This window comes from Actinomadura sp. NPDC048955 (genome assembly GCF_040649435.1).
GTDB classification, from domain to species: Bacteria; Actinomycetota; Actinomycetes; order Streptosporangiales; family Streptosporangiaceae; genus Spirillospora; species Spirillospora luteofluorescens.
Genome location: NZ_JBEZJI010000010.1, coordinates 1 through 13,387, shown reverse-complemented (window position 1 = coordinate 13,387; position 13,387 = coordinate 1). Strand labels below are relative to the sequence as shown.

The following is a 13,387-nucleotide window of genomic DNA, read 5'->3' as shown; positions in this document are numbered from 1 at the left end:
CGCACCAAAGAGTCAAAAAACCGACGGCCACCTCCCGGCTATCGTCCGGGCATCTTCGCAGGTCATCGAGCGAACTCGGCGCGGACGCCCAGCAGCCGCACCGGACGCCGCCCGGTGAACCGGTCGAGCGCGGCGAGGGCGGCCTCCTCGATCCGGGCCGGCTCGCTCGACGGCGCCTCCAGCGCCCGGCCGTGGGTGCGGGTGGTGAACGGCACGTACCTGACCTTGACGACGACGCGGACGACGTCCCTATCGTCCGCGGCCACGTCCTCGGCGACCCGCCGCGCCAGCCGGACGACCTCGCGGCGCACGTCCTCCCAGTCGTCCAGGTCGCGCTGGAAGGTGGTCTCCCGGCCGCACGAGCGCGGGACGTACGGCGCGTCGCTCACCGGGGAACCGTCCCGCCCCTGGGCGAGCCGCACCAGCCAGGGACCGGTCATGGGACCGACCTCCCTCGCCAGGGCGCCGGGATCCGCGGCCGCGAGGTCGCCCACCGTGGCGATGCCGAGCCCCCTCAGCCGCTTGGCCGTCTTGGCCCCTATCCCCCACAGCGCGTCGGTCGGCCGGTCGCCGAGCACCGCGAACCAGGTCTCCCCGGTGAGCCGGAAGACCCCGGCGGGTTTGCCGAACCCGGTCGCCAGCTTCGCCTGGAGCTTGTTCTCCCCGATGCCCACGGTGCATTCGAGCCCTGTCGCCGCCCGCACCCGGTCACGGATCTCCCGGGCCGTCGCCTCCGGGTCATCGCCGTCCACGGCCAGGAACGCCTCGTCCCACCCGAGCACCTCCACCACGACGCCAAGGCTGCGCAGCGCGGCCATGACCTGCTCCGAGACGGACTCGTACAGCTCCCTGTCGACGGGCAGGAACACGGCGTCCGGGCATCGCCGCAGCGCCGTCCGCAGCGGCAGGCCCGAATGGACGCCGAACTCGCGCGCCTCGTAGGAGGCCGTGCTCACCACGCCGCGCTTGCTCGGATCGCCGTCCCCGCCCACGACGACCGGCCGCCCGCGGAGCTCCGGATGCCGGAGCACCTCGACGGCGGCGATGAACTGGTCCAAGTCCACATGCAGGACCCACCGACCCACACCCCCATTGTCCCGCACCAGGCCGGACGCACTCCTCCGGCCGGGCTGATCAGGAATCAAGAAGCACAGGTCACGGCCCTGCGGCTAGCGTGGCCGAAGGCCCGCGCCGATTTCGACCCGCGTCCCCTGGCCGCGCCGTACTGCTGGTTCCGTATCACCCCGCGCCGCATCCAGGCATGGCGCGAGGAGAACGAGCTGAAGGGCCGCGAACTGATGCGCGACGGCCGTGGCTTGCCTGAGCCCCGGTTCTCGCCTGGACGTCGCGCTTCTAGCCGCCGTCCACAGGGAAAAGCCATTCCAGTGCGGCGAGAGACTTGTCGAGGTACTTGCGGTGCCCGGTTCCGAGCCCGTAGGCCATGTCCTCCAGGACACCGCACCTGGCGTAGAAGCCCGCGCGCGCTCTGACATCTTCGGCGTCGGCCCGGTATGCGCTCAGGGCGAGGTCGAGGGCGTCGGGGCCGAGGTCGCGGTAGAGCAGGCCGAAGTCCCGGGCCGGATCAGTGATCGCGGCGTCGCTCCAGTCGATGACCCCGGTCACGGTCCAGGCGTCCGGGTCGACGAGGACGTGTTCGATCCCCAGATCGTTGTGCGAGAACACCAGGTCGCGCGGGTCCGCCGGCGGCGCGGCGCCGAGGAACGCCTCCACGGCGGGACGGTGTGGCGGCGGCACCGCCCCGATGATCGTGCCGTAGATCTGCGCGGACTCCTCCGCCCACACGGTCATCGGCTCGTCATCGGTCCCCACCAGGCCCGCCATCTCGCCGCCGGGAACGGCATGCAGCGCGCCGAGGAGCTCCCCGAGCGCGACGGCGACGGAACCGCCATGGGCCGACCGCTGCGCCGGATCGGCATCGATCAGCGGGAGACCGGGGATTCTGAAGTAGGCCAGGCAGCCCCGCTCCGCCACCGTGAAGCTCGGCTCGGGCACGGCCACCGGTGACACGTCGGCGACGGCGGCGAGCAGGCGGGCCTCACCGCGAACCTGCGCCGCCCGGCTTTCGGGGTCGGGCTCCTTACCGAAACGGACGATCAGCTCGTCGTTGACCGAGAAGGCGATGTTGTCCTCGCCCTCTCCCAGCAGCACCACGGAGTCGATGCCGTAGCCGGGCATGTGGGACGCCACCACGTCCCGTACGTCGGCGCCACGGTCACGCCCCTGCCTTCCGGCACCCGTTCCGGCCTCGTCCTTCGTCATCCGACGACGCTATCGCTCGGGCCGGCCGCCAGCACTGCTCCGCTCCGGTCCTGCGCAGACTCAGGAGCAGGCGGCTGCCCCATCGCCGATGGGGCGCGGACGGACCTGCCGGAGATGGTCAGCCGACACCGCAGGGTGCGCTGTTGACGGTGGAGATGTCGCCGCCGGGGAACGCGAAGTGGTCGTGGGTCACGACGGCGGCCAGGACGAGGGCGAAGGCGGCGATCAGTGCCGTCGGGAAGCAGAGGAGGCGGGCCCAGAGGGGGGAGCGGGCGCCGGCCGCGAGGACGGCGACGGCGAGGACGAGGGCCAGTACGGCGGCGGCGAGAACGCCGACGGGGAGCCAGGCCCCGTACCCGTGGCTCCAGTGCGCGGCGGCCCGGTCATGGACGCAGGCGAACTCCCGGGCCCGGTCGGCGCGTGCCTCGAGAGCGGACATGCCCCAGAACCCGAGGACGCAGAGTCCGACGAGGACGGGTGCGAGAGCACCCAAGCAGCGCCATAGGAGCCGTTCGGTCATCCGGGGATGTTAGGCCATAACCGAACGGGTGCGGCCCCGGCAAACACTCTGGAACTCCCTAACAGGGGCGGGCTCAGGCTTCACGCGCAAAAGCCGCACAGTCCGGGCAGTCGTCGAGATACCGGTGCCGGCACTCGACCGTGTGCCGCAGGAAGGTGATCGCCTGCTGCCGGTGGACGATCTCGCCTTCGAGTGCGCCGATCTTCGCCCTCACGACCGCCTGTGCCGCCGACCTGGTCGGTGCCATGGCCGCCACGACCTCGGGCAGCGAGAGCCCGACCCGCCGCAGTTTCAGCACGGTGCGTGCTTGCTCCAGAGCGCCGTCGTCGTAGACGCGGTAACCGTTGCCATCGCGCCGCACCGTGAGCGCCCCGGCGTCCTCCCAGTGCCGGAGGACGTGGGCTTCGATCCCGAGTTCCGCGGCCGCTTCTCCGATCGTCTTCACCACGCGCGCCTTGCCTTCATGCCGACCTGAACCCCTAACGTCCCGATCATGCCTGATGACACCCGTCCCGGGGGCCCGCGCCCCCGTCCATCGATCCTGGTCACCGGCGCGACCGGCAACCTCGGCCGAGAGGTCGTCGCCCGTCTCCAAGCGGATGGAGCACGCGTGCGCATCCTCGTGCGCCGCCAGTCCGCTCCACGCGCCGGAGTCGAGTCGGTGGTCGGCGACCTCACAGATCCTGCTTCCGTCCGTGAGGCGCTCACGGGCATCGACGCTGTTCTCCTCCTGTGGCCGATGCTCGATTCCGCCGCCGCCCACGACCTGATTGAGGATCTGAGCGCGGCGGCACCCCGTGTCGTCTACCTGTCCACGACCGCCATAGACGACGAAGCCGCCCGCCAGTCCGATCCCATCGCCCAAGTGCACGCGGACATGGAAGCCCTGCTCCACGCAGCCGGTTTGCACCCCGTTGTGCTGCGCAGTGACACGTTGGCCTCCAACACCCGAGGCTGGGCACCGCAACTGCGGACGGGTGACGTGGTGTCAGGCCTCGACATAGCGCGCACGGCCGTCGTGGACGAGCGCGACGTCGCCGATGCGGCCGCAGCCGTACTCCTCGCGCATCACGAACCAGACCAGCGGCTGCACGTGCTGACGGGCCCCGAGGTCCTCAGCCGCACCGATCAGGTCGCCCTTCTCGGTGCCGCCCTCCGGCGCCGCCTGCGCTTCCAGCCGGTCCCCGCCGACCTCGCACGATCACAGATGCTCGCGGACGGCCGCCCCGAGCCACTGGTGGAAGCGCTGATCGCCGCCTCGGTGCGGCGCCCCGGGTCGGACCGCACCACCGACCACATTGAGCGCCTCACCGGCCGCCCGCCCGACACCTTCGCGAGCTGGGCCGCAGACCACGCGCCCGAGTTCATGTGACCGCCACCGCGGCTACCTGCACGCATGCGGTGACGCTGATGCCGTGGCCAAGGTCGGCTGCTCGGGTCAGGCTTCCCAGCGGGCGGCTTCGAGGACGTCGGTGACGTGGGCGGCGGCCTCCGGGTACAGGCGCGGCATGCACTCCCGGAGAGGCTCCACGATGGACTCGGGGACGGTGCCGTACTCGACGAGATGTCCCAGGGAGTGGGCGATCTCCTCCTGGACCACCGGGTCGGCCTCTCGCGCGAGCGCCTCCACGAGGGGCCGCACGATCGGGGACGTGTCCAAGCCGCCCCTGCACGCACTGATGAGCAGATCCCCGAGCCGTGCGGCCGCCAGCTCACGAACCTTGGGCTCCGCGCCGGACAGCCGCTCCGACAATTCCTCGGGTCCACCGGTTCGGGGCGCTTCGTCGCTCATGCCCACCTCCAGGTCAGGGCCGGAGGACGATCTTGCCGTGGGTGTGGCGCTGTTCCAGTTCACGGAAGGCGTCCTGCACCTGGGCCAGCGGGTAGGCGCGGGCGATCGTCACTTCCAGCTCCCCGCGCGCGACGAGGCGGGCCAGCTCACCGAGGACGGCCGCGCACGACGCCGTGCTCTCCCCGGCGGTCTGGGCGCCGACCTTGGCCGCGGTCCCCCAGTCGCGGATCGTGTTGATCCGCTGGGGCCGCACTCCCAGCTCCACCGCCAGATCGACGTAGCCGGTGCCGAACGTGTCGATGAACGCGTCGACGGTCCCGCCGGACGCCTCCCTGATCCGGTCGGCCACGCCGTCCCCGTACTCGACCGGGATGACGCCGTGCTCCTTCAGCCAGGCATGGTTCGGTTCGCTCGCCAGCCCGATCACCGTGGCGCCGTGCCGCCGCGCGAGCTGCACGGCGAGGGACCCGACACCGCCCGCGGCGCCGGAGACCACGACCGTGTCGGACGGTCCGAGGTCGACCGCGAACACGCAGGCCCAGGCGGTCGCGCCCGCCACCTGCAGCGACCCGGCCACGTCCCAGGAAAGCCCTGCCGGGCGCGGCGTCAGCCGGACGTCGTCGACCGCGACGAACTCCGCGTGGCTCGCCCTGTCATGGGTGAAGCCGAGGACCTCGTCCCCCACCGCGAAGCCGCGCACTTCCGGGCCGAGCTCGACCACGACACCGGCCAGGTCGGTGCCCTGCCCGGAGGGGAACGTCGCCGGCCAGCGCCTGTGCAGCCCGCCCTCCCGGATGTGCGCCTCGCCGGGCTGGATCCCCGCCGCGCGGACCTCCACCAGCACCTGCCCGGGGCCGGGCACCGGCCGCTCCACCTCCTCCACTCGCAGGACATCGATCCCGCCGTACTCGTGGAACCGCACCGCCTTCATCGCGTGATCACCGCTCTTCCTCGTCAAGGCCGGCCCTCGATGGCCGCCCCATGAGCCTGCCTTGATTCCGGCGGCTTAGTAACGGACCGTTCTCCCTAGGACCGGCGGTCCGATGATGGGCGGGACGAGCGCTGCGGGCAGTCTCTGGTCCAAGGCGGGCGCGCAGATCAGCGATCCAGGTACTGGCGGCACTCGCCGGTGAAGACGGCGGCCAGTTCGGCGTCGATGACCGAGGTCGCGAGGTCCGCGGTGGGGACGCCGTTCAGCACCTCCGGGTCTCGGTAGACCTGCATCCCGAGTCCTTCCGTGACGGCGGCGAGCCGGACGGCGGCGGGCACCGGGTCCAGGCCGGGCTCGACCTCCCCGCACTCCTTGCCGTTGTGGACGGCCTGGGCGATGTCGGCCCGCAGGGCGCGGGCGGTCGCGACGTCGACCTCGGCGAGGGCCGGGGCGTCGAGGGCCCGCCCGGCGAACGCCGTGGCGACGCGGAACTCGGTCCGGCGCGTCTCGTCCAGGGGCAGGAACTCGGCCATCGCCTCGGCGAGGATCCGGGCGATGGGCCTGCGGTGCTCGGTCCCGGCCCGGATCCGCGCGTCGACCCGGCCGCGAATGGACGCGCTGACGTGGGCGAACGCGTGCAGCAGCATGTCGTCCTTGGTGCGGAAGTAGTGCTGCACGAGCCCGACCGAGATACCCGCGGCGGCGGCCGTGCGGGCGACGGTGACGGCGTCGATCCCCTGCTCGGAGACGAGCGCGCAGACCGCCAGGGCGATCTGGCGGCGGCGCTGCTCGTGGTCGGCGGTCCTCGGCACTTGATAACCATATCGCCGTACGGTAAAACCGTACGACCATACGGTTATTCACTCCGAGGACGTCGCATGCACTCTCGATCCGCGGTCCTGCTCGCGCTGCTCACCCTCCTGCTCTGCGTCCCCCCGGTCCCCGCCTCCGCGACGGCCGGCCCGTATGCCGAGATCGACGCCTATGTCCGTGACCGCATGAGGGCCACGCACTCGCCCGGTCTCAGCTACGCGGTGGTCGGCCGCGACGGGCCGCTTCACCAACGGACCTGGGGGACGGACGGACGCGGCGAGCGCGTCACCCCGCGCACACCCTTCCTGTGGGGCTCCATCGCCAAGCCCGTCACGGCGACCGCCGTCATGACGCTCGTCCAGTCCGGGCGGCTGCGCCTGGACGACCCCGTCACCGACCGTCTGCCCGGTTTCCGGTTCGGCGGCCCGGCTCACGCCGCCAAGGTGACGATCCGCCACCTACTGGAGCAGACCGCCGGGATCCCCGCGTCGGCCACGTCCAGGGTCACCGACTGCCACGGTTCCGGCTGCCCCGGGGCCGCCGGACGTCTCGGCGCTTTGGACGGCGTCGAACCGCTGGGCCCTCCGGGCACGAAGTACGCCTACACCAGCGCGAACTACCTGGTCCTCACCGCCGTGGTCGAGTCGGTCACCGGGCGCCCCTTCGCCGACCACCTGAGGCAGGCCGTGTTCGGCCCGGCGGGCATGGACGGCACCGTCGCCGACGCGGAATCCGTCGGGAGGCGGAAGCTGCCGCCGGGGCACCAGTTCTTCTGGGGCGTCCCCGCGGCGACCGCCGACGGGTTCGACGAGCACGGCGCCGGCTACGGGTACCTGGGCGGAGACCTCGACGACCTGGCCGCCTTCGCGTCCCTCCAGCTCCGGGCGGGCTCGCCCGTCCTGACCGCCGAGTCGGCGCGGCTCATGCGCCAGGAGGGCCGAGTCCAAGGCGGCGCCGGGACGGGCTACGGGCTGGGCTGGCGGGTCGGCGGGCTGGACGCGCCGCTCGACACGGCCGTCTGGCACACGGGGGCGACTCCCGGCTACTCGGCGATGCTGTTCCTGCTGCCGCGGCAGAACGTCGCCCTCGTCCTGCAGCAGAACCTGTACGGGCTCACGCAGGACGCGGCGATCATGCAGGTCGGGTTCGGTGCCGCGCGGATGCTCGCCGGCGCGGAGCCGGGCGACGCCCCGTCCGCGTCCGGATACCTCCTGGCCGTCTGGGGCCTCACCGCGGTGGGCCTCGCGCTGGTCGTGGCGGCCGGCCGGTCGGTCCTGCTCCTGCGCCGTCCCGCCTCGGCGCCGCCTCGCATCGCGGCGACCGCCGCGTGGACGGTGGTCGGCGCGTCTCCCCTGCTCGCCCTCGTGGCCCTGGGTGGTGTGGGCCAACTGCGTCCGCTGCTGACCTGGGCACCCGACGCCTTCGTCGCCGCATGCGCCACCGCGTGCGCCGGAACCGTGCTGGCCGCCCTCCGCCTCACCCTCGCCGTCCGCGTACACCGCCGGCCCCGGTAGCGGCTCCGGGGCGAACTGGACGCCGACCAGGTGGTCGGCGGTCTTCACCGGTCGGTGCGGCGCGGGCGGCGTCAGCACAGAGAAGTGCCCCCCGCACAGAGTGCGGGGGGCGAAAGGTGTTGCGAGCGCGGGAACCGTCAGCTGTTCCAGTTCCGCGGGCGCGAGTTCTCCAGGGCCTCCGTGGCGGGCACGCCCGCCTGCAGGTTGGCCTCCAGCAGCCCGGTGGTCGTCTCCAGGGTCTCCTGGAGGGACGGCCCGGACCCGGCGGATCCGCCGGTGCCGTTGCCGTCGTTGCCACCGTTGTTGTTGCCGCTGTTGTTGTTGCCGTTGCCGTTTCCGGACATAGGTAAGCTCCGTTGCTCGGTTTTGTGCGACCGTGGTCGACCCTGCCGCCTGATCAGCAGGGACAGGTGAGACCGTCCGCGATCGAGACAGGGAGGCACGTATTTCGGTCTTTCCGATATATGTGATAGAGCCCACTTGAAGTTGAGCGCGCTCAGGCGCTGCGGGGGCGCGGAGCGTCCTTTCGAGTGCCGGACGCGGTCGGCGGGACGCTGACCCGGGCATCGGCGCGGCGTGCTCTCGTCCCCCGGCACAGAGGAAGCGGGCCCGGCGTGGCCGGACCCGCTTCACGAAAGACGGTGATCAGGTCACCGCTGCTGGTTCTGGGCCTCCTCGCGCATCCTGGCCACGACCGTTTCCACCGACTCGCGGAGGTTGACCCGGACGGTCAGGTCCTGGTGGTGGTCGCCTTCGAAGACGTCGTCGAGGGTGCCGGTGAAGCACAGCTCCACCGATTGGCTGCGGGTGGCGGCCTCGATCAGCGCCTGCCGCGCGGCCGCCCTGGGGTCGCCGCTCATACGCACGATGTGGGTGTGGGGCAAGACTTTCTCCCTCTGGTGTTTCGATTGGGTCCCGAAAGCGGGACTGCTTACCAGAGACCGTCCAGGAAGGAGAGGGGAACGCCAGTCGGCGCCTGCCCGCACACACGTCACCACCCGCGAAAGCGGTCCGTTCGGGCAGGACCGCATCGATCAGGCCGGGCCCGCGGGTGCGGCATGCGGCATGCGGCATGCGGCATGCGGCATGCGGCATGCGGCATGCGGCATGCGGCATCGAAGACCTGCCGGACCGGAAAAGGGCGAGGCCCCTTCCGGAACCCGGAAGGGGCCTCGCCTTGTGCCTCGTCGGTGCGTGTCGGCCGACTCAGCGGTTGTACTGACCGAAGTCGTACTCCTCCAGCGGGACGGCCTCGCCGGAGCCCTGCCCGAAGGCGTACTCGGCGCCGTCGTCGTAGGAGCCGACGGAGTACACCGCCGCCTTCGCCTCCTCGGTCGGCTCGACCCGGACGTTGCGGTACTGCGGCATGCCGGTACCGGCCGGGATGAGCTTGCCGATGATGACGTTCTCCTTGAGGCCGAGCAGCGGGTCGCTCTTGGCGTGCATCGCGGCCTCGGTGAGCACCCGGGTCGTCTCCTGGAAGGACGCCGCCGACAGCCACGACTCGGTCGCGAGCGAGGCCTTGGTGATGCCCATCAGGACGGGACGGCCGGCGGCGGGGACCCCGCCCTCGGCCACGACGTTCCGGTTCGTCTCCTCGAAGATCGGACGCTCGACCAGATCACCCGGGAGCAGGTCGGTGTCGCCCGACTCCAGGATGTTCACCCGCTTCAGCATCTGGCGAACGATGATCTCGATGTGCTTGTCGTGGATCGACACGCCCTGCGACCGGTACACCTCCTGCACCTCCTGGACGAGGTGGAGCTGCACGGCGCGCGGGCCGAGGATGCGCAGCACCTCGTGCGGGTTGATCGCACCCGCGATGAGCTGCTGGCCGACGCCCACGGACTCGCCCTCCTTGACCAGGAGGCGGGACCGCATCGGCACCGGGTAGGCGATCTCGTCGGAGCCGTCGTCCGGGACGATGACGACCTTGCGGGCCTTCTCCGTCTCGTCGATCTTGACGCGGCCGGCGACCTCGCTGATCGGGGCCACACCCTTGGGGATGCGGGCCTCGAACAGCTCCTGGACACGCGGCAGACCGTGCGTGATGTCGCCGCCCGCCACACCACCGGTGTGGAAGGTGCGCATCGTCAGCTGCGTGCCGGGCTCGCCGATGGACTGCGCGGCGATGATGCCGACGGCCTCACCGACGTCCACCCGCTTGCCGGTGGCCAGCGAGCGGCCGTAGCAGGCGGCGCAGACACCGATCTTGGCCTCGCAGACCAGGGCGCTGCGGGTGCGGACCTTCTCCACGCCCGCCTCGACCAGGCGCGACACGACCGCGTCGGACAGGTCGGTGTCGGCGGGGAAGATGACCGTCCCGTCGACGACGACGTCCTCGGCGATGGTGCGGCCGACCAGGCTCGTCTCCGAGGTGGCGAGCTTGACCAGGGTGCCGTCCTGCAGGCGGTCGGCGACCTCGAAGGGGATCGTGCGGTCGGTGCCGCAGTCCTCCTCGCGGACGATGACGTCCTGCGCGACGTCCACCAGGCGCCGGGTCAGGTAACCCGAGTCGGCGGTGCGCAGCGCGGTGTCGGCCAGGCCCTTGCGGGCGCCGTGCGTCGAGATGAAGTACTCGACGACCGACAGGCCCTCGCGGAAGGACGACTTGATCGGACGCGGGATGGTCTCGCCCTTGGGGTTGGAGACCAGGCCGCGCATACCGGCGATCTGGCGGAGCTGCAGCGGGTTGCCGCGGGCGCCCGACTGGATCATCATCCAGATCGGGTTGGCCTTCGGGAACGCCTTCTCCATGTCCACCGCGACGTCCGCGGTGGCCTTGTTCCAGATCTCGATGAGCTCCTGCTTGCGCTCGTCGTCGGTGATCAGGCCGCGGTTGAACTCCCGCTGCACCTTCTCGGCGCGCGCCTCGTAGCCGCCCAGGATCTCCGCCTTGTTGGGCGGCGTGATGACGTCGTCGATCGCGATCGTGACGCCGGACCTGGTCGCCCAGTGGAACCCGGTGCTCTTCAGCGCGTCCAGCGCGTTGGCGACGGCCACCTTCGGGTAGGTCTCCGCCAGCTCGTTGACGATCGCCGAGAGCTGCTTCTTGCCGATCTCGTCGTCCACGAACGGGAAGTCGTCCGGCAGCGTCTCGTTGAACATCGCGCGGCCGAGCGTCGTCTCCAGCCGGTAGGGCCGGCCGGGCTCGTAGCCCTCGGGCGCCTTCCAGCCGCGCGGCGGCGGGACGTCCTTGAGCCGGATCTGGATCCGGGCCTGCAGGTCCAGCTCGTGCCGGTCGTAGGCCATGATGGCCTCGCCGATCGAGCCGAACGCACGGCCCTCGCCCACCGCCCCGTCCTTCTGCGTCGTCAGCCAGTACAGGCCGATGACCATGTCCTGGGTGGGCATGGTGACGGGCTTGCCGTCCGACGGCTTCAGGATGTTGTTGGTCGACAGCATCAGGATCCGCGCCTCGGCCTGCGCCTCGGCGGACAGCGGCAGGTGCACCGCCATCTGGTCGCCGTCGAAGTCCGCGTTGAACGCGGTGCAGACGAGCGGGTGGATCTGGATGGCCTTGCCCTCGACCAGCTGCGGCTCGAACGCCTGGATGCCGAGCCGGTGCAGGGTCGGCGCCCGGTTCAGCAGCACCGGGTGCTCGGTGATGACCTCTTCCAGCACGTCCCACACGACCGGGCGGGCCCGCTCGACCATCCGCTTGGCGGACTTGATGTTCTGCGCGTGGTTGAGGTCGACCAGCCGCTTCATGACGAACGGCTTGAACAGCTCCAGCGCCATCTGCTTGGGCAGGCCGCACTGGTGCAGCTTCAGCTGCGGGCCGACGACGATGACCGAACGGCCGGAGTAGTCGACGCGCTTGCCCAGCAGGTTCTGCCGGAACCGGCCCTGCTTGCCCTTGAGCATGTCGGACAGCGACTTCAGCGGACGGTTGCCGGGCCCGGTGACCGGGCGGCCGCGGCGGCCGTTGTCGAACAGCGCGTCGACGGCCTCCTGCAGCATCCGCTTCTCGTTGTTGACGATGATCTCGGGAGCGCCGAGGTCGAGCAGGCGCTTGAGCCGGTTGTTGCGGTTGATCACCCGGCGGTACAGGTCGTTCAGGTCGGACGTGGCGAACCGGCCGCCGTCCAGCTGGACCATGGGACGCAGGTCCGGCGGGATGACCGGGATGCAGTCCAGCACCATGCCGAGCGGGCTGTTGCGGGTGTTGAGGAACGCCGAGACGACCTTCAGCCGCTTGAGGGCGCGGGCCTTCTTCTGGCCCTTGCCGGTGCGGATGATGTCGCGCAGCTTCTCGGCCTCGGCGTCGAGGTCGAAGTTCTGCAGCCGCGCCTGGATGGCCGCGGCGCCCATGCCGCCCTCGAAGTACTTGCCGAACCGGTCGCGCATCTCGCGGTAGAGCAGCTCGTCGCCCTCGAGGTCCTGGACCTTGAGGTTCTTGAAGCGGCTCCAGACCTCGTCGAGGCGGTCGAGTTCGCGCTGCGCGCGGTCGCGCAGCTGCTTCATCTCCCGCTCGGCGCCGTCGCGCACCTTGCGCTTCTGGTCGGCCTTCGCGCCGGCCTCCTCCAGCTCCGCCAGGTCGCCCTCCAGCTTCTGCTGGCGGGCCTCGACCTGCGCGTCGCGGGCCTGCTCGATCTGCTGGCGCTCCACGGAGATGTGGGCCTCCAGCGTCGGCAGGTCGCGGTCGCGCCGCTCGGCGTCCACGCTGGTGATCATGTAGGCCGCGAAGTAGATGATCTTCTCGAGATCCTTCGGGGCCAGGTCCAGCAGGTAGCCGAGCCGGGACGGGACGCCCTTGAAGTACCAGATGTGCGTGACGGGCGCGGCCAGCTCGATGTGGCCCATCCGCTCACGGCGCACCTTGGCGCGGGTCACCTCGACGCCGCAGCGCTCGCAGATGATGCCCTTGAACCGGACGCGCTTGTACTTACCGCAGTAGCACTCCCAGTCGCGGGTAGGACCGAAGATCTTCTCGCAGAAGAGCCCGTCCTTCTCCGGCTTGAGGGTCCGGTAGTTGATCGTCTCCGGCTTCTTCACCTCGCCGTGCGACCACTGGCGGATGTCGTCGGCGGTCGCCAGACCGATGCGAAGCTCGTCGAAGAAGTTGACGTCAAGCAACTGTTTTCCCCTTGAGTTCTCAGACCTCGTCGACGCTCATCGCGCCCTCGTTCGGGCGGCGGGAGAGGTCGATGCCGAGCTCCTCCGCGGCGCGGAAGACGTCCTCGTCGGTGTCGCGCATCTCGATGGACATGCCGTCGCTGGAGAGCACCTCGACGTTGAGGCACAGCGACTGCATCTCCTTGATGAGCACCTTGAAGGACTCGGGAATGCCGGGCTCGGGGATGTTCTCGCCCTTGACGATGGCCTCGTAGACCTTCACGCGGCCGAGGACGTCGTCGGACTTGATGGTCAGCAGCTCCTGGAGGGCGTAGGCGGCGCCGTAGGCCTCCAGTGCCCAGACCTCCATCTCACCGAAGCGCTGGCCGCCGAACTGGGCCTTACCGCCGAGCGGCTGCTGGGTGATCATGGAGTACGGGCCGGTCGAACGAGCGTGGATCTTGTCGTCGACCAGGTGG

At 70.8% G+C, this 13,387-nt stretch carries 12 protein-coding genes and 1 pseudogene; 2 read left to right on the top strand and 11 right to left on the bottom strand.

The genetic code is table 11. The features are described from left to right. Positions 1 to 62 precede the first annotated feature (62 nt). The 4 genes from AB0C84_RS12750 to AB0C84_RS12735 all read right to left on the bottom strand — a co-directional run bounded on the left by AB0C84_RS12750 (position 63) and on the right by AB0C84_RS12735 (position 3,248). Positions 63 to 1,085, bottom strand: a complete 1,023-nt coding sequence (locus AB0C84_RS12750) for a DNA polymerase IV (RefSeq protein WP_361064795.1) — start codon at positions 1,083 to 1,085, stop codon at positions 63 to 65. Between the two features lie 268 nt (positions 1,086 to 1,353). Beyond that, positions 1,354 to 2,280 carry a phosphotransferase gene (locus AB0C84_RS12745; protein ID WP_361064793.1) on the bottom strand — a complete coding sequence of 309 codons (927 nt, stop codon included), beginning with the start codon at positions 2,278 to 2,280 and terminating at the stop codon, positions 1,354 to 1,356. Positions 2,281 to 2,398: 118 nt separating this feature from the next. After that, positions 2,399 to 2,800 carry a hypothetical protein gene (locus tag AB0C84_RS12740; protein ID WP_361064790.1) on the bottom strand — a complete coding sequence of 134 codons (402 nt, stop codon included), beginning with the start codon at positions 2,798 to 2,800 and terminating at the stop codon, positions 2,399 to 2,401. Positions 2,801 to 2,873: 73 nt separating this feature from the next. Further along, positions 2,874 to 3,248 (bottom strand): MerR family transcriptional regulator, encoded by a 375-nt coding sequence (locus AB0C84_RS12735; RefSeq protein WP_361064787.1) that lies wholly within the window; start codon positions 3,246 to 3,248, stop codon positions 2,874 to 2,876. 45 nt (positions 3,249 to 3,293) lie between these two features. Here AB0C84_RS12735 and AB0C84_RS12730 point away from each other — a divergent pair, with 45 nt between their 5' ends. Then, positions 3,294 to 4,172 (top strand): NAD(P)H-binding protein, encoded by an 879-nt coding sequence (locus AB0C84_RS12730; protein ID WP_361064784.1) that lies wholly within the window; start codon positions 3,294 to 3,296, stop codon positions 4,170 to 4,172. A 66-nt stretch (positions 4,173 to 4,238) separates the two neighbouring features. Here the strand turns inward: AB0C84_RS12730 and AB0C84_RS12725 are convergent, their stop codons facing one another. From AB0C84_RS12725 to AB0C84_RS12715, 3 genes are all read right to left on the bottom strand, one after another. Further along, on the bottom strand, positions 4,239 to 4,592 hold the full coding sequence (locus tag AB0C84_RS12725; RefSeq protein WP_361064782.1) for a hypothetical protein: 354 nt from the start codon (positions 4,590 to 4,592) through the stop codon (positions 4,239 to 4,241). Between the two features lie 13 nt (positions 4,593 to 4,605). Next, complete coding sequence (locus AB0C84_RS12720; RefSeq protein WP_361064779.1) at positions 4,606 to 5,550, bottom strand: NADP-dependent oxidoreductase; 945 nt, start codon at positions 5,548 to 5,550, stop codon at positions 4,606 to 4,608. Between the two features lie 140 nt (positions 5,551 to 5,690). Further along, complete coding sequence (locus tag AB0C84_RS12715) at positions 5,691 to 6,335, bottom strand: TetR/AcrR family transcriptional regulator (RefSeq protein WP_361064776.1); 645 nt, start codon at positions 6,333 to 6,335, stop codon at positions 5,691 to 5,693. Positions 6,336 to 6,401: 66 nt separating this feature from the next. Between AB0C84_RS12715 and AB0C84_RS12710 the strand changes: the two genes are divergently transcribed. Beyond that, positions 6,402 to 7,850 (top strand): serine hydrolase domain-containing protein, encoded by a 1,449-nt coding sequence (locus AB0C84_RS12710; RefSeq protein ID WP_361064773.1) that lies wholly within the window; start codon positions 6,402 to 6,404, stop codon positions 7,848 to 7,850. Positions 7,851 to 7,987: 137 nt separating this feature from the next. On the opposite strand, the gene AB0C84_RS12705 is transcribed toward AB0C84_RS12710, so the two are convergent. The 4 genes and pseudogenes from AB0C84_RS12705 to AB0C84_RS12690 form a co-directional block, all read right to left on the bottom strand. Next, positions 7,988 to 8,194 (bottom strand): hypothetical protein, encoded by a 207-nt coding sequence (locus AB0C84_RS12705; RefSeq protein WP_361064771.1) that lies wholly within the window; start codon positions 8,192 to 8,194, stop codon positions 7,988 to 7,990. Positions 8,195 to 8,500: 306 nt separating this feature from the next. Next, positions 8,501 to 8,734, bottom strand: a complete 234-nt coding sequence (locus tag AB0C84_RS12700; protein ID WP_361064768.1) for a hypothetical protein — start codon at positions 8,732 to 8,734, stop codon at positions 8,501 to 8,503. A gap of 322 nt (positions 8,735 to 9,056) precedes the next feature. Further along, a complete protein-coding gene (locus AB0C84_RS12695) occupies positions 9,057 to 12,929 on the bottom strand; it encodes a DNA-directed RNA polymerase subunit beta' (RefSeq protein WP_179845917.1) in 3,873 nt (1,290 codons plus the stop codon). A 19-nt stretch (positions 12,930 to 12,948) separates the two neighbouring features. Then, positions 12,949 to 13,387 (bottom strand): annotated as a pseudogene (locus AB0C84_RS12690) (DNA-directed RNA polymerase subunit beta); the annotation flags it as partial.

What these genes read in the sequence shown, in the direction of transcription:
- AB0C84_RS12745 (WP_361064793.1), bottom strand. Translation starts at nt 2,280, where the DNA reads ATGACGAAGGACGAGGCCGGAACGGGTGCCGGAAGGCAGGGGCGTGAC.
- AB0C84_RS12740 (WP_361064790.1), bottom strand. Translation starts at nt 2,800, where the DNA reads ATGACCGAACGGCTCCTATGGCGCTGCTTGGGTGCTCTCGCACCCGTC.
- AB0C84_RS12730 (WP_361064784.1), top strand. Translation starts at nt 3,294, where the DNA reads ATGCCTGATGACACCCGTCCCGGGGGCCCGCGCCCCCGTCCATCGATC.
- AB0C84_RS12725 (WP_361064782.1), bottom strand. Translation starts at nt 4,592, where the DNA reads ATGAGCGACGAAGCGCCCCGAACCGGTGGACCCGAGGAATTGTCGGAG.
- AB0C84_RS12710 (WP_361064773.1), top strand. Translation starts at nt 6,402, where the DNA reads ATGCACTCTCGATCCGCGGTCCTGCTCGCGCTGCTCACCCTCCTGCTC.
- AB0C84_RS12705 (WP_361064771.1), bottom strand. Translation starts at nt 8,194, where the DNA reads ATGTCCGGAAACGGCAACGGCAACAACAACAGCGGCAACAACAACGGT.